At 59.7% G+C, this 25,714-nt stretch carries 26 protein-coding genes; 23 read left to right on the top strand and 3 right to left on the bottom strand.

Annotation, left to right across the window (positions count from 1 at the left end):
* Positions 1-36 precede the first annotated feature (36 nt).
* Positions 37-552: a DUF2062 domain-containing protein gene (locus tag FQ182_RS20880; protein ID WP_149413519.1), complete on the bottom strand. Its 516-nt coding sequence runs from the start codon at positions 550-552 to the stop codon at positions 37-39.
* A gap of 135 nt (positions 553-687) precedes the next feature.
* Here FQ182_RS20880 and FQ182_RS20875 point away from each other — a divergent pair, with 135 nt between their 5' ends.
* The 12 genes from FQ182_RS20875 (at position 688) to FQ182_RS20820 (ending at position 12,174) form a co-directional block, all read left to right on the top strand.
* Entirely contained in the window at positions 688-2,958 is a 2,271-nt protein-coding gene (locus tag FQ182_RS20875; protein WP_149413518.1) for a DNA internalization-related competence protein ComEC/Rec2, read from the top strand.
* Between the two features lie 75 nt (positions 2,959-3,033).
* Positions 3,034-3,669, top strand: coding sequence for a MotA/TolQ/ExbB proton channel family protein (locus FQ182_RS20870; protein ID WP_178114498.1), 636 nt, complete (start codon positions 3,034-3,036; stop codon positions 3,667-3,669).
* Positions 3,666-4,094 (top strand): biopolymer transporter ExbD, encoded by a 429-nt coding sequence (locus FQ182_RS20865; protein ID WP_149413517.1) that lies wholly within the window; start codon positions 3,666-3,668, stop codon positions 4,092-4,094. The genes FQ182_RS20870 and FQ182_RS20865 overlap by 4 nt, the downstream gene beginning before the upstream one ends.
* On the top strand, positions 4,094-5,104 hold the full coding sequence (lpxK, locus tag FQ182_RS20860; RefSeq protein WP_149413516.1) for a tetraacyldisaccharide 4'-kinase: 1,011 nt from the start codon (positions 4,094-4,096) through the stop codon (positions 5,102-5,104). The genes FQ182_RS20865 and lpxK overlap by 1 nt, the downstream gene beginning before the upstream one ends.
* A 24-nt stretch (positions 5,105-5,128) precedes the next feature.
* Positions 5,129-5,314 carry a Trm112 family protein gene (locus FQ182_RS20855; protein ID WP_003174668.1) on the top strand — a complete coding sequence of 62 codons (186 nt, stop codon included), beginning with the start codon at positions 5,129-5,131 and terminating at the stop codon, positions 5,312-5,314.
* Positions 5,311-6,075 carry a 3-deoxy-manno-octulosonate cytidylyltransferase gene (gene kdsB, locus FQ182_RS20850; protein ID WP_149413515.1) on the top strand — a complete coding sequence of 255 codons (765 nt, stop codon included), beginning with the start codon at positions 5,311-5,313 and terminating at the stop codon, positions 6,073-6,075. The genes FQ182_RS20855 and kdsB overlap by 4 nt, the downstream gene beginning before the upstream one ends.
* Positions 6,075-6,539 carry a low molecular weight protein-tyrosine-phosphatase gene (locus FQ182_RS20845; RefSeq protein WP_149413514.1) on the top strand — a complete coding sequence of 155 codons (465 nt, stop codon included), beginning with the start codon at positions 6,075-6,077 and terminating at the stop codon, positions 6,537-6,539. Before kdsB ends, FQ182_RS20845 begins: the two co-directional genes overlap by 1 nt.
* Entirely contained in the window at positions 6,536-7,555 is a 1,020-nt protein-coding gene (murB, locus tag FQ182_RS20840; RefSeq protein WP_149413513.1) for a UDP-N-acetylmuramate dehydrogenase, read from the top strand. Before FQ182_RS20845 ends, murB begins: the two co-directional genes overlap by 4 nt.
* A 260-nt stretch (positions 7,556-7,815) precedes the next feature.
* On the top strand, positions 7,816-8,286 hold the full coding sequence (locus FQ182_RS20835) for a (2Fe-2S)-binding protein (protein WP_149413512.1): 471 nt from the start codon (positions 7,816-7,818) through the stop codon (positions 8,284-8,286).
* Positions 8,283-10,607 carry a xanthine dehydrogenase family protein molybdopterin-binding subunit gene (locus FQ182_RS20830; RefSeq protein WP_149413511.1) on the top strand — a complete coding sequence of 775 codons (2,325 nt, stop codon included), beginning with the start codon at positions 8,283-8,285 and terminating at the stop codon, positions 10,605-10,607. The genes FQ182_RS20835 and FQ182_RS20830 overlap by 4 nt, the downstream gene beginning before the upstream one ends.
* On the top strand, positions 10,607-11,593 hold the full coding sequence (locus FQ182_RS20825; protein WP_149413510.1) for an XdhC family protein: 987 nt from the start codon (positions 10,607-10,609) through the stop codon (positions 11,591-11,593). The genes FQ182_RS20830 and FQ182_RS20825 overlap by 1 nt, the downstream gene beginning before the upstream one ends.
* Complete coding sequence (locus tag FQ182_RS20820; protein WP_149413509.1) at positions 11,590-12,174, top strand: NTP transferase domain-containing protein; 585 nt, start codon at positions 11,590-11,592, stop codon at positions 12,172-12,174. The genes FQ182_RS20825 and FQ182_RS20820 overlap by 4 nt, the downstream gene beginning before the upstream one ends.
* Before the next feature lie 65 nt (positions 12,175-12,239).
* Here FQ182_RS20820 and rne read toward each other — a convergent pair whose 3' ends face one another.
* Entirely contained in the window at positions 12,240-15,422 is a 3,183-nt protein-coding gene (gene rne / locus FQ182_RS20815) for a ribonuclease E (RefSeq protein ID WP_149413508.1), read from the bottom strand.
* A 767-nt stretch (positions 15,423-16,189) separates the two neighbouring features.
* Here rne and rluC point away from each other — a divergent pair.
* From rluC to FQ182_RS20800, 3 genes are read left to right on the top strand one after another with little or no spacing between them, the layout of a single operon-like run.
* On the top strand, positions 16,190-17,149 hold the full coding sequence (rluC, locus tag FQ182_RS20810) for a 23S rRNA pseudouridine(955/2504/2580) synthase RluC (RefSeq protein WP_149413507.1): 960 nt from the start codon (positions 16,190-16,192) through the stop codon (positions 17,147-17,149).
* Entirely contained in the window at positions 17,136-17,798 is a 663-nt protein-coding gene (locus FQ182_RS20805; RefSeq protein WP_149413506.1) for an HAD-IA family hydrolase, read from the top strand. The genes rluC and FQ182_RS20805 overlap by 14 nt, the downstream gene beginning before the upstream one ends.
* A gap of 21 nt (positions 17,799-17,819) precedes the next feature.
* Positions 17,820-18,809: a S49 family peptidase gene (locus tag FQ182_RS20800; RefSeq protein ID WP_149413505.1), complete on the top strand. Its 990-nt coding sequence runs from the start codon at positions 17,820-17,822 to the stop codon at positions 18,807-18,809.
* A gap of 54 nt (positions 18,810-18,863) precedes the next feature.
* Here the strand turns inward: FQ182_RS20800 and FQ182_RS20795 are convergent, their stop codons facing one another.
* Positions 18,864-19,442, bottom strand: coding sequence for a nucleoside triphosphate pyrophosphatase (locus tag FQ182_RS20795; RefSeq protein WP_149413504.1), 579 nt, complete (start codon positions 19,440-19,442; stop codon positions 18,864-18,866).
* Between the two features lie 105 nt (positions 19,443-19,547).
* Here FQ182_RS20795 and FQ182_RS20790 point away from each other — a divergent pair, with 105 nt between their 5' ends.
* From FQ182_RS20790 to pabC, 8 genes are all read left to right on the top strand, one after another.
* Positions 19,548-20,075 carry a YceD family protein gene (locus tag FQ182_RS20790; protein WP_133099186.1) on the top strand — a complete coding sequence of 176 codons (528 nt, stop codon included), beginning with the start codon at positions 19,548-19,550 and terminating at the stop codon, positions 20,073-20,075.
* A gap of 13 nt (positions 20,076-20,088) precedes the next feature.
* Positions 20,089-20,271 (top strand): 50S ribosomal protein L32, encoded by a 183-nt coding sequence (rpmF, locus tag FQ182_RS20785; RefSeq protein WP_008152339.1) that lies wholly within the window; start codon positions 20,089-20,091, stop codon positions 20,269-20,271.
* Between the two features lie 4 nt (positions 20,272-20,275).
* Positions 20,276-21,286 (top strand): phosphate acyltransferase PlsX, encoded by a 1,011-nt coding sequence (plsX, locus tag FQ182_RS20780; RefSeq protein ID WP_149413503.1) that lies wholly within the window; start codon positions 20,276-20,278, stop codon positions 21,284-21,286.
* 128 nt (positions 21,287-21,414) lie between these two features.
* Positions 21,415-22,353 (top strand): ACP S-malonyltransferase, encoded by a 939-nt coding sequence (fabD, locus tag FQ182_RS20775; RefSeq protein WP_149413502.1) that lies wholly within the window; start codon positions 21,415-21,417, stop codon positions 22,351-22,353.
* 17 nt (positions 22,354-22,370) lie between these two features.
* Positions 22,371-23,114 carry a 3-oxoacyl-ACP reductase FabG gene (fabG, locus tag FQ182_RS20770; protein WP_133099183.1) on the top strand — a complete coding sequence of 248 codons (744 nt, stop codon included), beginning with the start codon at positions 22,371-22,373 and terminating at the stop codon, positions 23,112-23,114.
* 192 nt (positions 23,115-23,306) lie between these two features.
* Positions 23,307-23,546, top strand: coding sequence for an acyl carrier protein (gene acpP, locus FQ182_RS20765; protein WP_133099182.1), 240 nt, complete (start codon positions 23,307-23,309; stop codon positions 23,544-23,546).
* Positions 23,547-23,653: 107 nt separating this feature from the next.
* Entirely contained in the window at positions 23,654-24,898 is a 1,245-nt protein-coding gene (fabF, locus tag FQ182_RS20760) for a beta-ketoacyl-ACP synthase II (protein WP_149413501.1), read from the top strand.
* The gene (pabC, locus tag FQ182_RS20755; protein WP_149413500.1) at positions 24,898-25,713 is read left to right on the top strand and encodes an aminodeoxychorismate lyase; all 816 of its coding nucleotides are present in this window, start codon (positions 24,898-24,900) and stop codon (positions 25,711-25,713) included. The genes fabF and pabC overlap by 1 nt, the downstream gene beginning before the upstream one ends.
* Position 25,714: the final 1 nt, after the last annotated feature.

The following is a 25,714-nucleotide window of genomic DNA, read 5'->3' as shown; positions in this document are numbered from 1 at the left end:
GGGGTGCGAGCGAATCGAGGAGAGATCTTTGCCTGGCTACAGGTTGCGCTGTTTGCGCTTTTTCCACTGGCGGCCAACCCACCACCGCCAATAGGCCATGGTCAAACAATAGGCCAACGCTCCCAGTACCAACCCCAACACCACCGAGCCCAGCAGAAACGGTTGCCAAAGCGTCGATAACTGCTCGCTGATCCATTCCCAGGTCAACTCGTCGGGAAGGCCGCGCGGCGGTACGTTCATCAGCCAGGTACCGGTCATGTAGGTGCAGAAGAACACCACCGGCATAGTAATCGGGTTGGTCAGCCAAACAAGACTAACGGCGAGCGGCATATTGCCGCGCACGGCAATGGACAGGACCGCGGCCAGCAACATCTGCAAGGGAATGGGGATAAACGCGGCAAACAGGCCCACGGCCATGGCCCGGGCTACAGAGTGCCGATTGAGGTGCCAAAGGTTTGGGTCATGCAGCAGCGTGCCAAGAAAGCGTAAGGATTTGTGTTCCCTGATGCTGGTCGGATCGGGCATGTACCGTTTGAATAAGCGCCGTGGCATAAGGGGTCCAGGTCAGTTCGAGGGGCAAGTATGCCCGTATTCCATGAACGGGAAATTCAGACTTTGTGACAAAAGATCATACTCCGCGTAGTCGGCTCGGCTAAGACTCAATGGGTCACTTTCAAGGAATGACTCATGCGCACAGGGATGTTCGCGCTCGCGTTGGGGCTACTTGCCTTGCGGTTCTTGCCGGCGTTGCCGCCGGTTGGTTGGCTGCTGGTCCTGCTGGTCCTGGCGTTGATGCTACTGCCATTTCGCACGTATCCATTGGCTTTTTTTTTGCTGGGGTTGAATTGGGCCAGCTTCAGCGCGCAGTGGGCGCTGGATGACCGGCTTGCACAGGAACTGGATGGCCAGACCCGTTGGCTGGAAGCTCGCGTCACCGGGCTGACGCAACAAAATGGCGACGTAGTGCGCTTTGAACTGAGCGATAGCCGGTCGCGCAAGGACAAGCTGCCCAAGCTCATTCGCGTGGCCTGGCATGGAGGCCCCCCGGTTCACAGTGGCGAGCGTTGGCGCCTGGCTGTCACTCTCAAGCGTCCGTCCGGCTTGCTCAATGCCCATGGTTTTGACTATGAAGCCTGGCTATTGGCCCAGCGCATCGGCGCCACGGGTTCGGTCAAGGATGGCCAGCGCCTGGCGCCTGCCCGGCATGCCTGGCGCGATTCGATTCGCCAGCGCCTGTTGGCCGTGGATGCCCAAGGCCGTGCAACAGGGCTGGCTGCACTGGTGCTGGGGGATGGTTCCGGGTTGGCGCCCGAGGATTGGCGCATATTGCAAGACACCGGCACTGTGCATTTGCTGGTGATCTCCGGCCAGCACATCGGGCTATTGTCGGGATTGATCTATGGACTGGTCGCCGGGCTGGCCCGTTACGGTTGTTGGCCGAGACGATTGCCGTGGTTGCCCTGGGCTTGTGGCCTGGCGTTCGCCGCAGCACTGGCCTATGGCTTGCTGGCGGGTTTTGAAGTGCCGGTGCAACGGGCCTGTGTGATGGTCGGGTTGGTATTGTTGTGGCGCCTGCGGTTTCGTCACTTGGGCATCTGGTGGCCGCTGTTGCTGGCGCTCAACGCTGTCTTGATCCTGGAACCATTGGCGAGCCTGCAACCGGGGTTCTGGTTATCCTTTGCCGCCGTGGCGGTGCTGGTTCTGGCGTTCAGCGGGCGGCTGGGTCCCTGGCGAGCCTGGCAGGCCTGGACCCGTGCCCAGTGGTTGATTGCTATCGGTCTGTTCCCATTGTTGCTGATCCTCGGCTTGCCCATCAGCTTGACTGCGCCCCTGGCTAATCTGTTTGCGGTACCGTGGATCAGCGTGGTGGTGTTACCCCTGGCACTACTGGGTACGGTCTTGTTGCCAGTGCCTTATATTGGCGAATCCCTCTTATGGCTGGCGGGTGGCACCCTTGATTGGCTATTCAGGGCCCTGGCGCTGTTGGCGGAGCATTTTGCGGCCTGGGTCCCTGTCGAGGTGCCTTTCGGGTATTGGCTGGTGAGCCTGGTGGGGGCGGTGCTGTTATTGATGCCCAAAGGCGTTCCGTTTCGCCTGCTGGGCTGGCCGATGCTGCTGTTGGCGGTGTTCCCACCCCGTGAATCGATCTCCAGCGGGCAGGTCGATGTGATGCAACTGGATGTCGGGCAGGGGTTGGCGATCGTGCTGCGTACCCGCAACCACACCCTGCTGTATGACGCCGGGCCTCGGTTTGGCGAGTTCGACCTTGGCGCACGCGTGGTGCTGCCTTCCCTGCGCAAGATGGGTGTATCGCAGTTGGACTTGATGCTGCTCAGTCATGCCGATGCTGATCACGCCGGTGGCGCGGTGGCCGTTGCTCAGGGGTTACCCGTCAAGCGTGTGGTAGGCGGAGAAACCAACGGGTTGCCCGCTTTCCTGGGCACTCAACCTTGTGTCAGCGGTGAGCAATGGGAATGGGATGGGGTGAGGTTCGAGTTATGGCAGTGGCTGGATGCCCGCAGCGGCAACCAGAAATCCTGTGTGCTGCAGGTAGTGGCCAACGGCGAGAGACTGCTGCTGACCGGAGATATCGACCGCGATGCAGAGAGGGCGCTGCTGGCCACGTCACTGGCGGTCAGTACTGACTGGCTGCAAGCACCTCATCATGGTAGTCGCAGCTCTTCTTCATGGCCTCTATTGCAGCGGCTCGCGCCCAAGGCCGTGCTGATCTCTCGTGGTCGCAGCAACGCGTTTGGCCATCCGCATCCTCAGGTGCTGGAGCGTTACCGGGTCTTGGGCAGTGCCATTTATGACAGTGCCGAAATGGGCGCCCTGCGCCTGCAATTGGGCACCTTTCAGAAGCCAGTAGCCGCTCGCGGCCAGCGCCGGTTCTGGCGAGAGGTTCCGACAATGCCAGCGGTAATCGACCGTAACCAAAGACCGGCGCCTGCGACATGATGGCCTCGGGCAGGTAGGCCCTTGCGCGCAACCCTATATGCTAAAGTGGCGCACTTTTTCGAAGGGGCGTTCACTGTGTGGGAATTGGTCAAGTCCGGCGGCTGGATGATGTTGCCGATCATTATGAGCTCCATCGCCGCACTCGGTATCATCGCCGAACGCTTGTGGACCCTGCGCGCTAGCCGCGTGACCCCGCCCCATCTGCTGGGGCAGGTCTGGCGCTGGATCAGAGACAAGCAACTGGGCAAGGACAAGCTCAAGGAGCTGCGGGCCAACTCGCCCTTGGGCGAGATCCTGGCCGCGGGGCTGGCCAACTCCAAGCATGGCCGCGAGATCATGAAGGAATGCATCGAAGAAGCTGCTGCCCGGGTCATCCATGAACTGGAGCGCTACATCAATGCCTTGGGCACCATCGCCGCCATGGCGCCGCTGCTTGGGTTGCTCGGCACGGTGCTGGGGATGATCGACATCTTCAGTTCCTTTATGGGCTCTGGCATGACCACCAACGCTGCAGTGCTGGCCGGGGGTATCTCCAAGGCCTTGATCACCACGGCCGCAGGCCTGATGGTCGGTATTCCGGCAGTGTTCTTTCACCGATTCCTGCAACGCCGGATCGATGAGCTGGTGGTGGGCATGGAGCAGGAAGCCATCAAGCTGGTGGAAGTGGTGCAGGGCGACCGTGATGTCGATCTGGTTGAGGGCAAAGCGTGAAATTTCGCCGCAAACAACGGGAAAACGTCGATATCAACCTGGCGTCGTTGATCGACGTGGTGTTCATCCTGCTGCTGTTTTTTGTCGTGACCACCACCTTTACCCGGGAAACCCAACTGCGGGTCGATCTACCGGAAGCCGTCAGCGGCTCGCCGGCGCCAGACCCGCAGGCCAAGCAACTGGACATTGCCATTAGCGTCGATGGGGTGTTTTCGGTGAATAACCAGTTGCTGGAGAAAAACGATCTGGCCAGCCTGATGGATGCACTCCAGAAAGAGTCCGGCGGTGATACGCAGCTGCCGCTGTCCATCAGCGCTGATGGCAAGACCCAGCACCAGGCCGTGATCACCGCGATGGACGCCGCCGGCAAGCTCGGCTTCAGCCATTTGCGCATGACCACCGTCGAGGCGGCGGGCCAACCCTGATGAGCATGTCCGATCGTTTGCTGCGTGCCTGGTACACCGGCCATCCCGCCCTCAAGCTCTTGCAGCCGCTGGAATGGCTGTATCGCCGGGTTGTGCGGCGCAAGCGTGAACGCTTCCTGGCGGGCGAGGGCGAGATCTACCAGTCGCCGGTGCCGCTGGTGGTGGTCGGTAATATCACTGTCGGTGGCACGGGCAAGACGCCGTTGATTCTCTGGTTGATCGACCACTGCCAACGCAGCGGTTTGCGGGTCGGCGTGGTCAGCCGCGGTTACGGCGCCAAGCCGCCGCAGTTACCCTGGCGGGTTGAAGCTAGCCACAGCGCCGAGGTCTCGGGCGACGAACCACTGTTGATCGTGCAGCGCAGCGGCGTCCCGCTGATGATCGACCCCGACCGTAGTCGCGCCGTGCAGGCGCTGTTGGCCAGCGAAACACTGGACCTGATTCTTTCCGACGATGGTCTGCAGCACTACCGATTGGCCCGTGACCTGGAACTGGTGCTGATCGACGCGGCCCGAGGCCTGGGCAATCGCCGGTGCCTGCCGGCGGGGCCGTTGCGCGAGCCGGTGGAACGCTTGCAAAGCGTCGATGCGCTTCTTTATAACGGCGCAGGCTCGGATCGTGATGATGGTTTTGCCTTCCGTCTGCTGCCCACCGCGCTGGTCAATTTGCAAACCGGCGAGCGCAAGCCGCTGGATCATTTTCCGCTGGGCCAGCGCGTCCACGCTGTCGCTGGCATTGGTAACCCGCAACGTTTCTTCAATACCCTTGAAACGCTACACTGGCTGCCGATACCCCATGCTTTTGCCGACCATGCGCCCTACAGCGCCGAGGTTCTGAGTTTCACGCCGTCACTGCCGCTGGTCATGACCGAGAAGGACGCGGTGAAGTGCCGCGCCTTTGCGCAAGCCCACTGGTGGTACCTTGCGGTGGATGCGGCACCGTCACCGGCGTTCGTCGCCTGGTTCAATACGCAATTGATGCGTCTGCTGCCTGCTCGCCTTTTGCCTTAAAACGCTTTTATCCAGGAAACATTCATGGACACCAAACTGCTCGACATCCTCGCTTGCCCTATCTGCAAAGGCCCGCTCAAGCTCAGCGCCGACAAAACCGAGCTGATCAGTAAGGGTGCCGGCCTGGCTTACCCGATCCGTGATGGCATCCCGGTGATGCTGGAAAGCGAAGCCCGTACCTTGACCACCGACGAGCGCCTGGATAAATGACCACCGCCTTCACCGTTGTCATCCCGTCCCGTTACGCCTCCACCCGTCTGCCGGGCAAGCCGCTGCAGATGATCGGCAGCAAGCCAATGATCCAGCTTGTCTGGGAACAGGCCTGCAAAAGCAGCGCCGAACGGGTGGTGGTGGCCACTGATGATGTGCGCATCATTGAAGCGTGCAAAGCGTTCGGCGCTGAAGCGGTGCTGACCCGTGAAGACCACAACTCCGGCACTGACCGCTTGGCCGAAGTGGCCACGCACCTGGGGCTGGCGCCTGACGCCATTGTGGTCAACGTGCAAGGTGACGAGCCGTTGATTCCCCCCGGTGTCATCGATCAGGTGGCGGCCAACCTGGCGGCCCACGCTGAAGCACGTATGGCGACCTTGGCCGAGCCGATCGAAGACATTGAAACGCTGTTCAACCCGAACGTGGTGAAAGTGGTCAGCGACATTAATGGCCTGGCGCTGACGTTCAGTCGTGCCATCTTGCCGTGGGCGCGCGATGACTTTGCCAAAAGCCGTGACGTATTGCCGGCGGGCGTGCCGTATCGCCGCCATATCGGTATCTACGCTTACCGCGCCGGTTTCCTCCATGACTTTGTCAGTTGGGGCCCGTGCTGGCTGGAGAGCACCGAATCCCTGGAGCAGCTGCGTGCACTATGGCACGGCGTGCGTATTCACGTGGATGATGCCCTGGAAGCGCCGCCGGCCGGTGTCGATACCCTTGAAGACCTTGAGCGCGTCCGCCGCCTGCTGGGGGCCTGATGGAGGTTTTGTTCGTCTGCCTGGGCAATATCTGTCGCTCGCCCACCGCTGAAGGTGTACTGCGCCATAAATTGCGCGAAGCCGGGCTGGCTGGGCAGGTTGAAGTCGCCTCGGCTGGCACCGGCGAATGGCATATTGGCAAGGCGCCGGACAAGCGCAGCCAGCGCGCGGCGCTACAGAGGGGCTACGACCTGTCGGCTCAGCGCGCGCAGCAGGTGTCGCGTGCTGATTTTGTCCGCTATGACCTGATCCTCGCCATGGACCAGAGCAACCTGCATAACCTTAAGGCCATGCAGCCTGCTCAAGGCAAGGCGGATCTGGACCTGTTTCTGCGCCGTTACGACTCGGCGGTGGACGAGGTGCCAGACCCGTACTACGAGGGCGAGCAAGGCTTCGAACGGGTCCTGGACCTGATCGAGCACGCCTGTGATTTGTTGGTGATTGAATTGAAGGGGCGGTTATGACCTTGCAAGTGCAGGCGCAGGTTTCGCTCAAGGCATTCAACAGCTTTGGTATCAATGTGCGTGCCCAGTTGTTTGCCGAGGCCCGCAGTGATGCCGATGTCCGTGAAGCCCTGGCCTACGCTGCCGGGCAACAATTGCCGTTGCTGGTGATTGGCGGCGGCAGCAACCTGCTGCTGACCCGGGACATTAAGGCCATGGTGTTGCGCATGGCCACCCAGGGTATTCGGGTGGTGCACGATGATGGCGTTCATGTGGTTGTCGAAGCCGAAGCTGGTGAAGCCTGGCATCCGTTTGTGTTATGGACCCTGGAGCACGGTTTTTCCGGCCTGGAAAACCTCAGCCTGATTCCCGGTACGGTCGGCGCGGCGCCGATGCAGAACATTGGCGCCTACGGTGTGGAGATCAAGGACATGTTTGCCGGCCTCACCGCGCTGGATCGCCAGACCGGCGAGTTGCGGGATTTCAGCCTGGACGAATGTAACTTTGCCTACCGCGATAGCTTGTTCAAACATGAAGTCGGGCGCTGGTTGATCCTGCGGGTGCGTTTTGCCTTGAGTCGCGCTGTGCACTTGAAGCTCGAATATGGTCCGGTGCAACAGCGTTTGGCCGAGCAGGGGATTACCCAAGCGACGCCAAGCGATGTCAGTCGGGCGATTTGCAGCATTCGTAGGGAGAAACTGCCTGACCCGGCGGTGCTGGGCAATGCCGGCAGCTTTTTCAAGAACCCCTTGGTTTCCCAGGCCTTGGCTGCCCAGTTGCAGGCACTGTACCCGGATCTGGTGGCCTACCCTCAGGCGGGTGGGCAGATGAAGTTGGCAGCTGGCTGGTTGATTGATAAGGCCGGTTGGAAAGGCTTTCGCGACGGCGACGCCGGCGTGCATCGCTTGCAGGCCCTGGTGCTGGTCAATTACGGCGGGGCAACGGGCCTGGAAATTTCCAATCTGGCGCAACGAATCCAGCAGGACATTGCCCAGCGCTTCCAGGTTGATCTGGAAATGGAGCCCAATCGCTATTGAGCTACGCTTCTTCAAGAGTGAATCAAGCCCTGCATTGCAGGGTTTTTTTTACTCTTCACACCGCTCTGCTTGCTGGGTTAACTTAGCTGGCTAACGATGTTTGTTTATCGCTCTATAGACGCTGTTTATAAAAGGCCCGGTGAAGATCCGTCTTCACAAGAGAGCCTGACTAGCCTGAGTCAATCTGCGTGTACCAACTCTACTCTACCCCTGGCGGCAGATTGCTCGACCCCATAACCCATAAATATGCGGGCGTGCCCATGATTACCCTGAAGCTCAACGGTCAAGACCATCAACTGGACGTCACCGAGGATATGCCGCTGCTGTGGGCCATCCGCGATGTGGCCGGTTACAACGGCACCAAGTTTGGCTGCGGCATGGGCCTGTGTGGCGCGTGCACCATTCATATCGACGGCTCGCCCGCCCGCAGTTGCATCACCCCGATTGGCGCGGTCAAGGGCCAGAACATCAGCACCATCGATAACCTGCACACTGACCCTGTCGGCCAAGTGGTTCAACAAGCCTGGCTGGACACCGCCGTGGCCCAATGCGGCTACTGCCAGGGCGGCCAAATCATGTCCGCCACCGCGTTGCTGAAAACCAACCCCAATCCCAGCGACGAGCAGATTGAAGAGGCGATGGTCGGCAATATCTGCCGTTGTGGCACTTACAACCGGATCAAGACCGCGATCCGCCAGGCCGCCACGCACCTGCAGGGAGCCAAGGCATGAGCCAGTTGCCCAATGATTTCAAACTGAACAACCTCAGCCGCCGTGGCTTCCTCGCAGGCGTTGGCGTCACCGGTGCTCTGGTTATCGCCGCCAGTTGGGGTTTGCCCGACGCGTTTGCCGAAGACGCGGTGAAGAAATACGGTGGCGACGCCATGCCCAATGGCGTGATCGACGACCCCAAGGTCTACGTCAGTATTGCCACCGACGGCACCGTCACCGTGATCTGTAACCGCTCGGAAATGGGCCAGGGCGTGCGCACCAGCCTGACCCTAGTAGTGGCCGATGAATTGGACGCCGATTGGGCGCTCGTAAAGGTTCAGCAGGCCTCGGGTGACGAAGTGCGTTTCGGCAACCAGGACACCGACGGCTCACGCAGCATGCGTCACTGGTATGAGCCAATGCGTCGGTGCGGCGCTACCGTGCGGACCATGCTGGAGCAGGCCGCTGCCGAGCAGTGGAAAGTCCCGGTGGGCGAGTGCCGCGCGCAATTGCATAAAGTCATTCACCAGCCCAGCGGCCGCGAGCTGGGCTATGGTGCCCTGGCCGCTGCCGCCGGTGCGCTGGCGGTGCCGGCTCGCGACGGTTTGCGGCTCAAGCAGCCGTCGGAGTTTCGCTACATCGGCAAGGAAGGCACCAAAGCCATCGACGGTGCCGACATCGTCAACGGCCGCGCGGTGTATGGTGCCGACGTGCATTTCGACGGCATGTTGTTCGCCACCATTGCCCGTCCGAAGGTCTATGGCGGCAAGGTCAAATCCTTCGATGCCAGCGCGGCATTGAAGGTTCCGGGTGTGCTCAACGTGCTGGAAATCGAAAGCCGGCCTTTGCCGTCGGAATTCCAGCCTTTGGGCGGCGTAGCAGTTGTCGCCAGCAATACCTGGGCGGCGATCAAGGGTCGCGAAGCCTTGCAGATTGTTTGGGATGACGGCATCAACGCCGGCTACAACTCCATCGACTACCGCAAGGAGCTGGAAGCGGCCGCGTTGAAACCCGGCAAAGTGGTGCGCAACACCGGCAGTATCGATCAGGCCCTGAGCGACGCCGACAGCACCCTCGAAGCCGCTTACTACTTGCCGCACCTGGCTCAGTCGCCGATGGAGCCGATGGTGGCCATCGCCCGATTCGACAAGGGGCAGTGCGAAGCCTGGGCGCCAAGCCAGGCACCACAAGTCAGTCGTGAGCGAATCGCTGAGCGGCTAGGGCTACCGTTCGATAACGTCACGTTGAATGTCACGCTGTTGGGTGGTGGTTTTGGTCGCAAGTCCAAACCCGACTTCATCGTTGAAGCGGCAATCCTGGCCAAGGCGTTTCCTGGCAAGGCGGTGCGCGTGCAGTGGACGCGTGAGGACGATATCCACAATTCCTACTTCCATACCGTGTCCGCCGAGTACCTCAAGGCCGGCCTGAACAAGGACGGCATGCCGTCGGGATGGCTGCACCGCACGGTGGCGCCGAGCATCACTGCGCTGTTTGCCCCCGGCATGAACCATGAGGCCGCATTCGAACTGGGCATGGGATTTACCAACATGGCCTACGCGATTCCCAATGTGCGCCTGGAAAACCCTGAAGCGGTGGCCCATACCCGGGTTGGCTGGTACCGCTCGGTATCAAATATCCCCCACGGCTTTGCAATTCAGAGCTTTGTAGATGAATTGGCCCACAATGCGGGTCAAGACCCGTTGAAGTACCAGCTGAAATTGCTGGGCCCGGATCGTCAGATCGATCCCAAGACCTTGAGTGATGAGTGGAACTATGGCGAATCGCCAGAGCGCTACCCCATCGACACCGCACGCTTGCGTGGCGTACTGGAAACCGCTGCCAAAGCCGCTGGTTGGGGCCGCAAGCTGCCCAAGGGTCGTGGGCTGGGGCTGGCGGTGCACTACAGTTTCGTTACCTACGTGGCAGCGGTGATCGAGGTGGAAGTCAAAGACGACGGCACCCTGATCGTGCACAAGGCGGACATTGCCGTTGACTGTGGCCCGCAGATCAATCCGGAGCGCATCCGCTCGCAGTTCGAGGGGGCTTGCGTGATGGGGCTGGGCAATGCGGTGCTGGGAGAAATCAGCTTCAAGGACGGCAAGGTCCAGCAGGACAACTTCCATATGTACGAAGTGGCTCGCATGTCCCTGGCGCCCAAGGAAATCGCCGTGCACCTGGTCACGCCAAAAGGCGATGTACCGTTGGGTGGTGTCGGTGAGCCGGGTGTGCCGCCGATTGCACCGGCGCTGTGCAATGCAATCTTCGCCGCTACGGGCAAGCGTATCCGTAATTTGCCGGTCCGTTATCAATTGCAGGGTTGGCAGCAGGAGACGAAGGGCTGATGGACAGTGTCGATCTGAACGTCTTGCGCAGCGTGCTGGAGTGGCGCCGGGCTGGGCAGCGGGTGGTGCTGTACAGCGTGGTCCAGACCTGGGGCAGTGCGCCGCGCCCACCGGGGGCCATGTTGGCCTTGCGGGGCGATGGGGTGGTGATTGGTTCGGTCTCTGGCGGGTGCATTGAAGACGATTTGATCGCCCGTTTGCAGGACGGTCGCTTGCCCGACGATGGGCCGCCAGTGCAACTGGTGACGTATGGCGTCACGCGAGATGACGCAGCACGTTTTGGTCTGCCTTGTGGCGGAACCTTGCGTCTCACGCAGGAGCGGGTGACCGATGCGGGTTGGGTGGCCGAGTTGCTGGCACGCTGTGAGGCCCATGAGGTTGTCGCCAGAGAGTTGGACCTGGCGACCGGCGAAGTCATCTTGAGCCCCGCAGACAAGACCGACACCGTGAGTTTTGACGGTGAGCGCCTGCGGGCCATTTACGGCCCTCGCTGGCGCTTGCTGTTGATCGGTGCCGGACAGTTGTCGCGCTACGTGGCAGAAATGGCTCGGTTGCTGGATTTCGAAGTGCTGATCTGCGATCCGCGCAAGGAGTTCGTCTATGGCTGGGAAGAACAGCACGGGCGCTTCGTGCCAGGTATGCCCGATGACGCGGTGCTCAATATCCAGACTGACGAGCGCACGGCCATCGTCGCGCTGACCCACGATCCGCGCCTGGACGATATGGCGCTGCTCACGGCGCTGAACTCTAGGGCGTTCTACATTGGTGCTTTGGGTTCGCGGGTCAACAGTCAGAAGCGTCGGGACAATTTGGCAGCCCTGGGGTTGACGACGGATGCGATCGCTCGCCTGCATGGCCCTATCGGTTTGCATATCGGTAGCCATACCCCGGCGGAGATCGCTTTGTCGTTGATGGCGGAGATTGTCTCCATCAAGAACGGGATTGATTTGTTGCAAAAGAAACCGTTGCAGGTGGCAGTCAGTTGACGGGCTCAATCACAGCCATTGTCCTGGCAGCAGGACAAGGCAGCCGATTTCGGGCTGTGGCGGATCAGGACAAGTTGCTGGCGCCTTGCGTGGGTCGTGATGGGGTGATACGACCGATGATTGAGCAGGTGCTGGTAAATCTACCGCCCAGCGTTGCAAGGCGTTGGGTGGTGACGTCGCCGGATCGAAGCGAGGTTATTCGTCTGGCACAGGCTTATGGTTGTGAGGTGCTCCTTTTGCGTTCAGCAGGCATGGGCGACAGCATCGCAGCGGCGGTGTCGGCCAGTGCTTCAGCCACTGGCTGGCTGGTGGTGTTGGGGGATATGCCGTTTATCCTGCCGTCGAGTATCGAGCAGGTGGTTACGGGACTTGGGCAAGATGGCATCAGTGTTCCCGTTCAGGGCGGTGAGTACGGTCACCCGGTTGGCTTTGGTCGCTCCTTTGGTCCTGCATTAATGGCATTGACTGGCGATCGTGGGGCGAAACCGCTGTTTGCCCAGGCATTAGTGCGAGAAGTGCCGGTCGATGATCCTGGGGTATTGTGGGATGTAGATGTGCCAGGGTTGCTGCATTTCCGGTAACAATCGCCAGACATAAAAAAGCCCCGCCTGATCACTCAGTCGGGGCTTTTTAGTGGCCGATGGAATCAGGCGAGGGGTTTAGGCTCGTGCTCTTCTTCCAGGGCTTGTGGGTTGTGCTCTACCACTTCCTCAACGGAACGCAGGTTCTCGTCGATGGCGGGGGTAGTGTGCTCAACCACGGCTTCGGCTGCCGGGGCAGGAGCCTCGACCACTTCAGCGACAACCGGTGCAGCTACTGGAGCAGCAGCGGCAGCCAGTTCGGCTTCCTTGCGGCGACGACGCACTTCACGCGGGTCGTTTGGTGCACGGCCATTTTCGGTCAGGGCGCTGGCCGGAGCTTCAATCACCGGAGCGGCAACTTCGGTAACCACTGGCGCTTCTTCGACGACCGGAGCTGCAACAACTACTGGCTCGGCGGCGATGACTTCAGCAACTGGCGCTGGAGTTTCTTCTACCGGGGCAGGCGCTGGTGCTTCGAAAGCGGCGGCGGGTTCGGCAGTCCATTGGAAGGCAGTCTGTTCTTCGCGAACTTCACGCACTTCTGGGGTTGCTTCGACCACTGGCGTTTCGACAGCGGCTTCAACGGCCGGCTGTTGTTCAACAACAACGGTAGGCTCGGATACCACTTCGGCTTCAGGCTGAGGCTCGCGAACTTCGCGAATTGGCGCAACTTCCACTTCAGTAGCCGCAGGCGTCGAGGCTTCAACGACTGGCGCTTCGACGACTGGCGTCTCAACTACAGCGTTTTCCTGTACGGCAGCAGTGGCGCGTTCAGCCTGCTCGTTGGCTTGGGCTTCAGCGGGTGCGCTGATGACCGAGCGGGCAACGGCAGCGGTAACGGCCAGGCCAGCGGCCAGTTCGGCACTGGTTGGTTCGCTGTCGTCGTCGTTGGCTTCGTTAGCCTCGCCGGTTTCTTCGGAGCCTTCGATCACGTTGCCGTTGGCATCACGTTGACGCTCGCGACGGTTGCTGCGACGACGCTGGCCACGGGAGCGGCGGCGTGGACGATCGCCTTCGGCGTTGTCCTGACCGTCTTCCTGCAGTTGCTCTTCGTTGGACAGCAGTTCTTCTTCTTCGCTGGCGGTAACAGCCTGCTCGGCGTGAGGTTGACGCTCTTCACGCGGTGCACGTGGAGCACGTTCTTCACGCGGCTGGCGAGCTGGGCGTTCTTCGGTCGAAGCAACAGCGGCGACGGCCGGAGCGGCATCCAGCGGTTCGCGCAGTTCACGCACACGTTCTTCACGCTCGCCACGAGGCTTGCGGTCTTCACGAGGTGCACGAGGTGCGCGCGGTGCACGTTCTTCACGAGGCGCACGTTCTTCGCGGGCTACGACCGGAGTTTCTTCACGGGCTTCACGTGGCTGGCGCTCTTCACGTGGTGCGCGTTCTTCACGCGGAGCACGTTCTTCGCGAGGCTTGCGCTCTTCGTCACGGCGACCGTTACGGTTGCGGCTCTGCTGGCGACCGTTGCGACGCTCTTCATTGCGAGCAGGGCGTTCGGTGGCCGGCTTCTCGACGACAACTGGAGCAGCAGGCTCTTCCTTGGTGGCGAACAGGCTGACCAGCGACTTCACCAGGCCCTTGAACAGACTTGGCTCCGGCAGGGCGGCAGGTGCTGCAACCGGGGCGACATCTTCAACCGGAACCGGTGCGTTGGCACGGGCCGGTGCGGTCTTGACGGCCGCTTCCTGACGAACCAGGGTGCGGGTCGCGGCGGCTGGCTGGACTTCTTCCACTTCGGCAGCGGCAGCAGCGATTTCGTAGCTGGACAGATTGACGTGTGCTTCCGGGCTGTCATCACGCAGGCGCTGCACTTCGAAGTGCGGCGTTTCGAGGTGATCGTTCGGCAGGATGACGATGCGGGCACGGGTGCGCAGTTCGATCTTGGTGATCGAGTTGCGTTTTTCGTTGAGCAGGAAGGCTGCAACCGGGATCGGCACCTGGGCGCGGACTTCGGCAGTGCGGTCTTTCAGGGCTTCTTCTTCGATCAGGCGCAGGATCGCCAGGGACAGCGATTCAACATCACGGATGATGCCGGTGCCGTTGCAGCGCGGGCAAACGATGCCGCTGCTTTCGCCGAGCGAAGGACGCAGGCGCTGACGGGACATTTCCAGCAGGCCGAAGCGCGAGATGCGGCCAACCTGTACGCGGGCACGGTCGGCTTCCAGGCATTCGCGGACTTTCTCTTCCACGGCGCGCTGGTTCTTGGCAGGGGTCATGTCGATGAAGTCGATGACGATCAGGCCGCCGATGTCGCGCAGGCGCAACTGACGGGCGATTTCTTCGGCGGCTTCAAGGTTGGTCTGCAGTGCGGTTTCTTCGATGTCGCTGCCTTTAGTGGCGCGCGCCGAGTTGATGTCGATGGACACCAGGGCTTCGGTCGGATCGATAACGATGGAACCACCGGAAGGCAGTTCAACGACGCGCTGGAAAGCGGTCTCGATCTGGCTTTCGATCTGGAAACGGTTGAACAGCGGGACGCTGTCTTCGTACAGCTTGATCTTGCTGGCGTACTGCGGCATCACCTGGCGGATGAAGGTCAGGGCTTCGTCCTGGGCTTCAACGCTGTCGATCAGCACTTCGCCGATATCCTGGCGCAGGTAATCGCGGATGGCGCGGATGATCACGTTGCTTTCCTGATAGATCAGGAACGGCGCGGAACGATCCAGGGACGCTTCTTTGATAGCGGTCCACAGTTGCAGCAGGTAATCGAGGTCCCACTGCATTTCTTCGCTGCTGCGGCCCAGGCCGGCAGTGCGCACGATCAAGCCCATGTCGGCCGGAGCGATCAAGCCGTTCAGTGCTTCACGCAGTTCGTTGCGCTCTTCACCTTCGATGCGGCGGGAAATACCACCAGCACGTGGGTTGTTCGGCATCAGAACCAGATAGCGGCCAGCCAGGCTGATGAAGGTGGTCAGGGCGGCGCCCTTGTTGCCACGTTCTTCTTTTTCCACCTGAACGATGACTTCCTGGCCTTCGCTCAGGACGTCCTTGATGTTCACGCGGCCTTCAGGGGCTTTCTTGAAGTATTCGCGGGAGATTTCTTTGAGGGGCAGAAAGCCGTGGCGCTCGGAGCCGAAATCGACAAAGGCAGCCTCAAGGCTTGGTTCGATACGAGTAATCCGGCCTTTATAGATGTTGGCCTTCTTTTGCTCGCGTGCACCGGACTCGATGTCCAGGTCGTAGAGGCGTTGGCCGTCTACCAGTGCAACACGCAACTCTTCGGGTTGAGTTGCGTTAATCAGCATTCTTTTCATGTTATACCGTCGGTTTCCGGGCTGCCGGAAACGGCGTTCGGCACACACGACTTCTCACGGTCGGTGTCAGGTGCGTCAAGAGTGGTTGGCCACTCCAGTGTCCAGCGACATCTGTCCAATGGGACAAAGTCGCGACGGACGCGTCCTGCTTGTTTGCTGTGGTGACTAACGCACCACTTAAACAAAAGCTAAGGTCAGGAGGAGGAATCAACCGGCGACTGTGGACGAGATGAAGCGTCTAAATATAAGCCTAGTGCTACACAGTCCGACGGTTGTGCATCTCCACCCTACACGTATCCCTGATAAATCGGGTGCTGCCGCGCGCAGAATCCGCAGCGGGTTGGCATTTACCGTGTTCTCCAATGGGGAGACCACGCTCATGGCTAAACAAGACCGGGTGTGGGCAACTGTGCTCTCACTCAGCTCGTAACAGGCGTTGTTTCCGAAGCATTCGCCGTGGTCTGGTTCAAGACTGACTGCACTTTGTGAACTGGCCGTAAATATCGGCGCAAAAGGCGAGTAATTGCTCTGCTCTTTGCACTCGCTTCAGGCCTCATGTCACCTGCGCTTGTTACAATCTTGAGCCTTCCAAGGTGGCGAAAGCCCCGTAGGACGGCCTCGCGTCCTGATGAATTGCGATGGTCAGGGCCGGCTGTTTGCCGTTAGTCCTCTGTCCAGGCCGCTTTTGGCGACGTTCGCGACTATAGCAGCAATGATTAAGTGCTTCAATTCCATAAAAAATTGTTATCATTCTCGCCATGACGACTACCGCCCCCCAGACCCCCAGCGTCCAGCTGCTTGAGGTCTCGCCGGAATATGCCGGCCAACGCATCGACAACTTTCTTCTTGCCAGGCTCAAAGGCGTGCCCAAGACCTTGATTTATCGCATTTTGCGTAAAGGCGAAGTGCGCGTGAACAAGGGCCGAATCAAGCCCGAGTACAAGTTGCAGGCGGGCGATATCATCCGTGTGCCGCCGGTACGGGTGCCTGAGCGCGACGAGCCCGTTCCCTTGGCTCAGGGGCTGTTGCAGCGCCTTGAGGCGTCGATTATCTTCGAAGATAAGGCGCTGATCGTGATCAACAAGCCTGCCGGCATTGCTGTGCACGGGGGCAGCGGCCTCAACTACGGGGTGATCGAAGCCTTCCGTCAGTTGCGCCCTGATACCAAGGAGCTGGAGTTGGTCCATCGCCTGGATCGTGACACCTCCGGCCTGCTGATGATCGCGAAAAAGCGCAGCATGTTGCGCCACCTGCACGCCGCCCTGCGCGGTGACGGTATCGATAAACGCTACATGGCCCTGGTCCGTGGCAACTGGGCGACGTCGATCAAGAGCGTGCGAGCGCCGTTGCAGAAGAGCAACCTGCGCTCCGGCGAGCGCATGGTCGAGGTGAACGAGGAGGGCAAGGAAGCGCTGACCCTGTTCAAGGTGCTGCGTCGCTTTGGTGACTTCGCAACGATGGTTGAGGCCAAGCCCATTACGGGTCGTACCCACCAGATTCGCGTTCATACCCTGCATGCGGGTCACTGCATTGCCGGCGATACCAAGTACGGTGACGAGGGTTTCTCCAAGGAAATCCGTGACCTGGGCGGCAAGCGCTTGTTCCTGCACGCCTATATGCTGACTGTGCCGCTGCCCGATGGTGGCGAATTGAAGCTACAAGCGCCTGTCGATGAAATGTGGGCCAAGACCGTGGAGCGCCTGAGTGTCGCGCCTTGACTACAAGCTGCTGATCTTTGATTGGGATGGCACTCTGTGCGATTCCATTGGTCGGATTGTGGAGTCGATGCATGCGGCTTCGGCGCGTTCTGGGTATGAGCTGTGCAGCGACCTGGCAGTCAAGGGCATCATCGGCCTGGGCTTGCCGGAAGCAATCCGCACCCTGTACCCGGAGATTGGCGACGATGAGCTGGTAGCGTTTCGTCAGCGCTATGCCGATCACTACATGGCTCTGGATGCCCAGCCTTCGCCGCTGTTTGAGGGGGTGGTGCAGTCCATGGAAGCGTTCCGTGCCGAGGGCTATCACTTGGCGGTGGCCACCGGCAAGGCCCGTCGAGGCCTGGATCGGGTGCTCAAGGCGCATGGTTGGGAAGATTATTTTGATGTCACTCGTGCTGCGGATGAAACCGCCAGCAAGCCTCATCCTCTGATGCTTGAGCAGATCCTCGCTCATTGTGGCGTGTCGCCCCGTCAGGCATTGATGGTGGGTGATGCGTCGTTCGATCTGATGATGGCGCGTAATGCCGGGATGGATTCCGTGGCGGTCAGCTACGGCGCCCAGTCTGGCCAAGCCTTGCAGGCGTATGAGCCAAGGCTGACGATTGACCGTTTTGCTGAATTGCAGGCCTGGCTCAGTCGGGCTAGTTAAGTATTTGCTGGGGTAGATGGCATGACCGATGAGTGGAAAGCGCCTGAGAAGGCCAGTGCCGATAGCGGCGATGACAAAAGTTGGAAGCTGCTGGAGAAAACCTTGCTGGCCAGTGTCCAGGAGCAGCGTCGCTCCCGGCGTTGGGGGATCTTTTTCAAGCTCCTGACCTTTATTTACCTGTTGGGAATGCTGGCGCTGTTCAGTCCGCTGGTGGATATGGAGAAAAGCGCCACCCGTAGCGGTAATTACACAGCATTGATCGAAGTGCGCGGGGTGATTGCCGACAAGGAGTCTGCCAGCGCCGACAACATCGTCAGCAGCCTGCGGACGGCTTTCGAGGACTCCAAGGTCAAGGGCGTGATTCTGCGCATCAACAGTCCGGGTGGTAGTCCGGTGCAGTCGGGTTACGTGTATGACGAAATTCGTCGCCTGCGCGCCTTGCACCCGGACATCAAGCTGTACGCGGTTATTTCCGACTTGGGGGCTTCTGGTGCCTACTACATCGCCAGTGCCGCTGATCAGATTTACGCCGACAAGGCTAGCCTGGTGGGCTCCATTGGTGTGACGGCGGCCGGCTACGGCTTTGTTGGCGCCATGGAGAAGCTGGGTGTTGAGCGCCGCACCTACGCGTCTGGCGAGCACAAGTCGTTCCTGGATCCGTTCCAGCCGCAAAAGGCTGACGAAACTCAGTTCTGGCAGGGCGTGCTGGATACCACTCATCGGCAGTTCATTGCCAGCGTCAAGCAAGGGCGCGGTGATCGGCTCAAGGATAAAGATCATCCGGAGCTGTTCTCGGGGTTGGTCTGGTCGGGTGAGCAGGCGCTACCGCTGGGCTTGATCGATGGCCTGGGCAGTGCCAGTTCAGTAGCGCGCGATGTGATTGGCGAGAAAGAGCTAGTGGACTTCACCGTCCAGGAGTCGCCGTTTGATCGCTTCTCGAAAAAGCTCGGCGCTAGTGTGGCTGAGCAGTTGGCGATGTGGATGGGCTTTCAAGGGCCGACCTTGCGCTGATTGACACCGCTTAATGGAAACCGGCCCTTGTGGCCGGTTTTCTGTTTTGGCGGGTTACGGAATCTGTATGCCTTCGGCCAGCAACATATCTACCAGTCGAATCAGCGGCAAACCCACCAGGCTGGTCGCGTCAGGGCCTTCAGTGCTTTGAAACAGGCTTACCCCCAAGCCTTCGGCCTTGAAGCTGCCAGCGCAGTCGTAGGGCTGTTCAATGCGCAGGTAGCGCTCGATGCGTGCTGCGTCGAGCGTGCGCATGTGTACGGTAAAGGGGATGCAGTCGACCTGGCAGTGGCCGGTGTTGCTGTTCAGTACGGCTAGGCCGGTGAGAAAACTGACGCGCTTGCCACTGGCTGCCAGCAGTTGCTCGCGGGCGTTTTCGAAGGTGTGGGGCTTGCCGATGATTTTTCCGTCGAGTGCAGCTACCTGGTCCGATCCGATGATCAAGTGGCCTGGATGGCTGCCAGCAAGGGCGCGGGCTTTTTCTTCGGCCAGGCGCTTGACCAACTCTGCGGCGGACTCGTCCGGTCGGTGGCTTTCGTCGATATTGGGCGAGCTGCAGATGAACGGCAGGTGCAAGCGGTTCAACAATTCCCGGCGATAAATCGAGCTTGAAGCAAGTAATAAAGGCAGCATGGGCGTCTCCTCAAGGCAGTCGCGGATTCTAGCGAGGTGGTCGGGTGACGCACAGGGCTGAATTTCCTTTGACATGGCTGGGTGCATCCCTATAATGCTGCGCCTATGTTGAATGACCCGATTCCACCTCACGTTGACCCGCGCAAATTGGCTGATCGTGGCACCACCCTTCAAGGTGAACTGCTGCTGGCCGATTTGGAGAGACTCTGCGACCCGCTTTCCGACACTGTCGGTACGGTGCAGGCTAAATTTATTTTTGAGCGAGATGAACGTAAGTCTGTGGTGATCCACAGCTTTATCGACACCGAGGTCAAAATGGTTTGCCAGCGTTGTCTTGAGCTGGTCACCCTGCCGATCCACAGCGAATGCAGTTATGTTGTGGTGAAAGAGGGTGCGAATACCCAGTCGTTGCCGAAAGGTTATGACGTTCTGGAACTGGGCGAAGATCCTTTGGATCTGCAGTCACTGGTTGAGGAGGAGCTTTTGCTTGCCTTGCCCATTGTGCCTGCTCATCATCCGGAAGAATGCCAGCAGCCGGCGGGTCTCGATGAGCCCGAACCGAGCGAGGACGAGGTAACGCGGTCCAACCCGTTCAGTGTATTGGCGCAGTTAAAGCGTGACCCAAACGTTTAGGAGTTAATCAATTATGGCTGTTCAGCAGAACAAAAAATCCCGCTCTGCCCGTGACATGCGTCGTTCGCACGACGCCCTGACGGCTAGCACTCTGTCTGTAGAAAAAACCACCGGTGAAATTCACCTGCGTCACCACGTATCGCCAGAAGGCGTATACCGTGGCCGTAAAGTGATCGACAAGGGCGCTGACGAGTAATCACTTGTCTGCTCAAGTCATCGCGATTGACGCAATGGGCGGGGACTTCGGTCCCCGCAGCATTGTTCAGGCCAGCATTGCTTGCCTGTCTGCCACGCCCTCGCTGCACCTGACCCTCGTCGGTCAACCCTCCCTACTTGAAGAACTGATTGCCAGCCATTCGGCTGTGGATCGCGTGCGCCTGACGATTACGGCCGCCAGCGAAACCATCGGCATGGATGAAAAACCTGCGCAGGCCTTGCGTGGCAAGCCTGACTCTTCCATGCGCGTAGCGCTTGAGTTGTTGCGTGATGGCAAGGTCCAGGCCGTAGTCAGCGCCGGCAATACCGGGGCCTTGATGGCCTTGTCGCGCTATGTGCTGAAGACCCTGCCAGGGATTGATCGACCGGCGATGGTGGCGGCGATTCCGACTCAGCGTGGCTATTGCCAATTGCTGGACCTGGGGGCGAATGTCGATTGCAGTGCCGAGAATCTGTTGCAGTTTGCTGTGATGGGCTCAGTGGCGGCCGAAGCGCTGGGTGTTGTCCGGCCTAGGGTTGCCTTGCTGAATATCGGCACCGAGGACATCAAGGGCAATCAGCAAGTCAAGCTGGCCGCCAGCCTCCTGCAGCGCGCGCGGGGCTTGAACTACATCGGGTTTATCGAAGGTGACGGTTTGTATCGCGGCGAAGCGGATGTGGTGGTGTGCGACGGTTTTGTCGGCAATATCCTGCTCAAGTCCAGCGAGGGGCTGGCCACCATGATTGCCGCGCGCATCGAGACGTTGTTCAGGAGGAACCTGGCTTCGCGCCTGGTGGGCGCCTTGGCGCTGCCGTTGATGCGGCGACTGCAGGCAGACCTGGCGCCAGCGCGGCATAATGGCGCGAGTTTTCTTGGCTTGCAGGGGATAGTGGTGAAAAGTCACGGTTCAGCAGGGGTGCAGGGCTTTCAAAGTGCCATTCAGCGTGCATTGATCGAAATCCAGGAAAGCCTGCCGCAACGCTTGCACGGCCGTCTTGAGGATCTGCTGCCTTAGGCGAATTGGTCCGGGAATGCTTACAATGTGACCGGCCAGTTCAATTGACCATCCAATTTGTCAGTTTCTTGCGCTCCCACCTGTGGGGCGTCAATTCTCCGACGACCAGATCATTAGGGGCTTGTTACATGTCTACATCCCTCGCATTCGTCTTTCCAGGGCAAGGTTCGCAGTCCCTCGGCATGTTGGCCGAGTTGGGCGCGCAATATCCGCTGATTCTGGAAACCTTCAAGGAAGCTTCCGACGCCCTGGGTTACGACCTTTGGGCGCTGACCCAGCAGGGGCCGGAAGAGCAGCTCAATCAAACTGACAAGACCCAGCCGGCCATTCTCACCGCCTCTATCGCGCTGTGGCGTCTTTGGCTGGCTGAAGGTGGTGTGCGCCCGGCCTACGTCGCTGGCCATAGCTTGGGCGAATACAGCGCCCTGGTGGCGGCTGGAAGCCTGACCCTCGGTGAAGCGGTCAAGCTGGTAGAGCGTCGCGGCCAACTGATGCAAGAGGCTGTTCCAGCTGGGCAGGGCGGCATGGCTGCCATTCTCGGTCTGGAAGATGCTGACGTGATTGCAGCCTGCGCCGAAGCGGCCCAGGGCGAAGTGGTCAGCGCCGTCAACTTCAACTCGCCAGGCCAGGTGGTGATCGCCGGTGCCAAGGCCGCTGTCGAGCGCGCCATCGAAGGCTGCAAGGCTCGTGGTGCCAAGCGTGCGCTGCCGCTGCCAGTCAGTGTGCCGTCCCACTGCGAATTGATGCGCCCGGCTGCCGAGCGCTTTGCGCAGGCAGTCGCCGCGATCAACTGGCAGGCGCCACAGATCCCGCTGGTGCAAAACGTTAGCGCTGCTGTTGCCCCAGACTTGGAAACCCTCACGCGTGACTTGCTTGAGCAGCTGTACAAGCCAGTCCGTTGGGTTGAATCGATCCAGGCCTTGGCTGCTCAAGGTGCCACGCAGTTGGTCGAATGTGGTCCAGGCAAAGTCCTGGCCGGCCTGAACAAGCGCTGCGCCGAAGGCGTGTCGACTTCCAATCTCAATACCCCGGATGCCTTCGCTGCCGCTCTTGCGGCACAGGCCTGAAATAAGGAGAAGCCTGCATGAGTCTGCAAGGTAAAGTTGCACTGGTGACCGGCGCAAGCCGCGGGATTGGCCAGGCTATCGCCCTGGAGTTGGGGCGCCTGGGCGCTGTAGTCATCGGCACCGCGACCTCCGCCGCCGGCGCCGAGCGTATCGCCGCGACCTTGAAGGAAAACGGCGTTCAAGGCACGGGCCTTGAGCTCAATGTGACCAGTGACGAATCAGTCGCAGCGGTATTGGCCGAAATATCGGCGCAATTCGGTGTGCCGGCTATTCTGGTCAACAATGCCGGTATCACCCGCGATAACCTGATGATGCGCATGAAAGACGACGAGTGGCATGACGTTGTCGACACCAACTTGAACAGTCTGTTTCGCCTGTCCAAGGGGGTTTTACGTGGCATGACCAAGGCGCGTTGGGGCCGAATTATCAATATTGGCTCGGTAGTAGGTGCCATGGGCAACGCAGGCCAAGTAAACTACGCAGCCGCCAAGGCAGGTCTGGAAGGTTTCAGTCGTGCATTGGCGCGTGAAGTCGGCTCGCGGTCGATTACGGTCAACTCGGTGGCCCCTGGGTTCATCGATACCGATATGACCCGCGAATTGCCTGAAGCACAGCGTGAAGCCTTGCTGACGCAGATTCCGCTGGGCCGTCTGGGCCAGGCTCAAGAGATCGCGAATGTGGTCGCTTTCCTGGCATCCGACGGTGCGGCATACGTGACTGGAGCTACAATTCCGGTGAACGGCGGGATGTACATGAGTTAAATTGTGACGGATTGCTTCAAAAAAATGTCATACGTGCTGTCTAAAATCCGTTATAAAGCTGCAATCTATTTATAGTCAGATGGCCGATAGGGTAGGAGGGTGAAGCTTTCAGTTGAAAAACTGAAAAGCCTTTCTATACACTTACCCACTGGCCAGCTGCCTGAATTTGTCCATTAGGAGTGAAAACAAGGTATGAGCACCATCGAAGAGCGCGTCAAGAAAATCGTTGCCGAGCAACTGGGCGTTAAAGAAGAAGAAGTGACCAATAGCGCTTCCTTCGTTGAAGACCTGGGTGCCGACTCCCTTGACACCGTTGAGCTGGTGATGGCTCTGGAAGAGGAATTCGAGACCGAAATCCCTGACGATGAAGCTGAAAAAATCACTACCGTTCAAGCTGCTATCGACTACGTTACTGCTCACGATAGCAAGTAATTTGTAATCGTCGCTTGCTGTGATGGAAAAACCGCACTGCCCTATGGCGTGCGGTTTTTTCCTTTAGGCCTGATGCAAAGTGTCGTCATTAGAAAAAGGAGAGTGCTGTGTCGCGTAGACGCGTCGTAGTCACCGGTATGGGTATGTTATCGCCACTGGGCACGGATGTGCCGAGCAGTTGGCAGGGCATTCTGGCTGGCCGCAGTGGTATTGGTCTGATTGAACATAGGGACCTTTCTGCCTATTCCACCCGTTTTGGCGGCTCGGTAAAGGGCTTCAATGTCGAGGAATATCTCTCGATCAAGGAGTCCCGTAAACTCGACCTGTTCATTCAATACGGTTTGGCAGCAGGTTTTCAGGCGGTGCAAAATGCCGGCCTGGAAGTAACCGACGCCAACCGTGAGCGCATCGGAGTGGCTATGGGTTCGGGTATTGGTGGTCTGACCAATATCGAAGAAACCAGCCGCACCCTGCACGAATCCGGGCCTCGTCGAATTTCACCATTCTTCGTGCCAGGTTCGATCATCAATATGATTTCTGGTTTCCTGTCCATCCACCTGGGTGCGCAGGGGCCTAACTACGCCATTTCCACAGCCTGCACCACAGGTACTCACTGCATCGGCATGGCGGCGCGCAATATCGCCTATGACGAGGCGGACGTGATGATCGCCGGTGGCGCCGAGATGGCCGCCTGCGGGCTGGGCATGGGCGGCTTCGGTGCTTCCCGTGCGCTGTCGACTCGTAATGACGAGCCGGACCGTGCCAGCCGTCCGTGGGACAAGGGCCGTGATGGGTTCGTGCTGTCCGACGGTGCCGGTGCGCTGGTCCTCGAAGAGCTGGAGCACGCCAAGGCCCGTGGCGCTACCATCTACGCCGAGTTGATCGGATTCGGCATGAGCGGTGACGCCTACCACATGACGTCGCCACCGGCTGACGGTGCGGGTGCAGCGCGCTGCATCACCAATGCGCTGCGGGATGCGAAGATCAACGTCGACCAGGTGCAATACATCAACGCCCACGGCACTTCAACGCTGACTGGCGATTTGGCGGAAGCCGAGGCCATCAAGTCGGTGTTCGGCGAGCACGCCTACAACCTGGCGGTCAGCTCCACCAAGTCCATGACCGGTCACCTGTTAGGTGCGGCGGGCGCGGTCGAGGCGATCTTCAGCGTGCTGGCGATCAAGGATCAGGTCGCACCGCCGACCATCAACCTTGATGAGCCAGACGAAGGCTGTGACTTGAACTTCGTGCCTCACGAGCCGCAGAAGATGCCGATCGATGTGGTGTTGTCCAACTCGTTCGGTTTTGGTGGCACCAACGGTTCTCTGGTGTTCCGCCGGTTCGCCGAGTGATGCACAGCTGGGTCGACGGTCAGCCAGCGGACACAGTGCCTCTGAAAGATCGCGGCCTGGCATACGGCGATGGCTTGTTTGAAACCATTGCCGTCAAGGCTGGGCGCCCCGTGCTGCTCGACCGCCACCTGCAGCGCCTCGCCGAAGGCTGCAGGCGTTTGGCGATTGTTGCGGATCAGGACCTGATCCGCAGCGAATTGCTGAGTTATGCCGCCGCACTGGGTGATGGTGTACTCAAGCTGATCCTGACCCGAGGCGACAGCCAGCGCGGTTATGGCATTCAACCTGGCGCAACAGCGCGCCGTATTCTGCAGGGCAATCCGCCCGCCACTTATCCAGAGACGCATGCTTTATCGGGCATACGCCTGTTTCCGTGCGCCATCCGTTTGTCCGAGCAACCCGTGCTCGCGGGTCTCAAGCATCTCAACCGCCTGGAACAGGTGATTGCCCGTTCCGAGTGGCAGGATGCCGATCACGCCGAAGGTTTGATGCTGGATATCTCCGGTCGAGTCATCGAAGGCGTCTTCAGCAATCTGTTCCTGGTTCGTGACGGCATGTTGCTGACCGCTGATCTGAATCGCTGCGGTGTCGCCGGCGTCATGCGGGCCGAGGTGTTGGCCCAGGCGGGTACGTTGGGTATCCCGGTGAATGTCACCGATATCAGCCTTGAACAGTTGCAGCAGGCGGACGAAGTCTTTGTTTGCAACAGCGTATATGGCATTTGGCCGGTGCATGGGTGTGGGGTGATGAGCTGGTCGATTGGGCCACTCACCCGTAAACTGCAAGGCATTGTTCGCGCGCTATTGGATATTTGAT

Origin of the sequence: Pseudomonas sp. ANT_H4 (assembly GCF_008369295.1) — a bacterium.
Lineage (GTDB): Bacteria > Pseudomonadota > Gammaproteobacteria > Pseudomonadales > Pseudomonadaceae > Aquipseudomonas.
Note: the sequence above shows the minus strand (reverse complement) of the source record. Positions and strands in the feature narration are given on the sequence as shown.

Bases quoted from the DNA above. Each gene is read 5' to 3' on its own strand.
- FQ182_RS20880 (WP_149413519.1), bottom strand. From the start codon at position 552: ATGCCACGGCGCTTATTCAAACGGTACATGCCCGATCCGACCAGCATC.
- FQ182_RS20875 (WP_149413518.1), top strand. From the start codon at position 688: ATGCGCACAGGGATGTTCGCGCTCGCGTTGGGGCTACTTGCCTTGCGG.
- lpxK (WP_149413516.1), top strand. From the start codon at position 4,094: ATGAGCATGTCCGATCGTTTGCTGCGTGCCTGGTACACCGGCCATCCC.
- FQ182_RS20855 (WP_003174668.1), top strand. From the start codon at position 5,129: ATGGACACCAAACTGCTCGACATCCTCGCTTGCCCTATCTGCAAAGGC.
- kdsB (WP_149413515.1), top strand. From the start codon at position 5,311: ATGACCACCGCCTTCACCGTTGTCATCCCGTCCCGTTACGCCTCCACC.
- FQ182_RS20845 (WP_149413514.1), top strand. From the start codon at position 6,075: ATGGAGGTTTTGTTCGTCTGCCTGGGCAATATCTGTCGCTCGCCCACC.
- murB (WP_149413513.1), top strand. From the start codon at position 6,536: ATGACCTTGCAAGTGCAGGCGCAGGTTTCGCTCAAGGCATTCAACAGC.
- FQ182_RS20835 (WP_149413512.1), top strand. From the start codon at position 7,816: ATGATTACCCTGAAGCTCAACGGTCAAGACCATCAACTGGACGTCACC.
- FQ182_RS20830 (WP_149413511.1), top strand. From the start codon at position 8,283: ATGAGCCAGTTGCCCAATGATTTCAAACTGAACAACCTCAGCCGCCGT.
- FQ182_RS20825 (WP_149413510.1), top strand. From the start codon at position 10,607: ATGGACAGTGTCGATCTGAACGTCTTGCGCAGCGTGCTGGAGTGGCGC.
- rne (WP_149413508.1), bottom strand. From the start codon at position 15,422: ATGCTGATTAACGCAACTCAACCCGAAGAGTTGCGTGTTGCACTGGTA.
- rluC (WP_149413507.1), top strand. From the start codon at position 16,190: ATGACGACTACCGCCCCCCAGACCCCCAGCGTCCAGCTGCTTGAGGTC.
- FQ182_RS20800 (WP_149413505.1), top strand. From the start codon at position 17,820: ATGACCGATGAGTGGAAAGCGCCTGAGAAGGCCAGTGCCGATAGCGGC.
- FQ182_RS20795 (WP_149413504.1), bottom strand. From the start codon at position 19,442: ATGCTGCCTTTATTACTTGCTTCAAGCTCGATTTATCGCCGGGAATTG.
- FQ182_RS20790 (WP_133099186.1), top strand. From the start codon at position 19,548: ATGTTGAATGACCCGATTCCACCTCACGTTGACCCGCGCAAATTGGCT.
- rpmF (WP_008152339.1), top strand. From the start codon at position 20,089: ATGGCTGTTCAGCAGAACAAAAAATCCCGCTCTGCCCGTGACATGCGT.
- fabD (WP_149413502.1), top strand. From the start codon at position 21,415: ATGTCTACATCCCTCGCATTCGTCTTTCCAGGGCAAGGTTCGCAGTCC.
- fabG (WP_133099183.1), top strand. From the start codon at position 22,371: ATGAGTCTGCAAGGTAAAGTTGCACTGGTGACCGGCGCAAGCCGCGGG.
- acpP (WP_133099182.1), top strand. From the start codon at position 23,307: ATGAGCACCATCGAAGAGCGCGTCAAGAAAATCGTTGCCGAGCAACTG.
- pabC (WP_149413500.1), top strand. From the start codon at position 24,898: ATGCACAGCTGGGTCGACGGTCAGCCAGCGGACACAGTGCCTCTGAAA.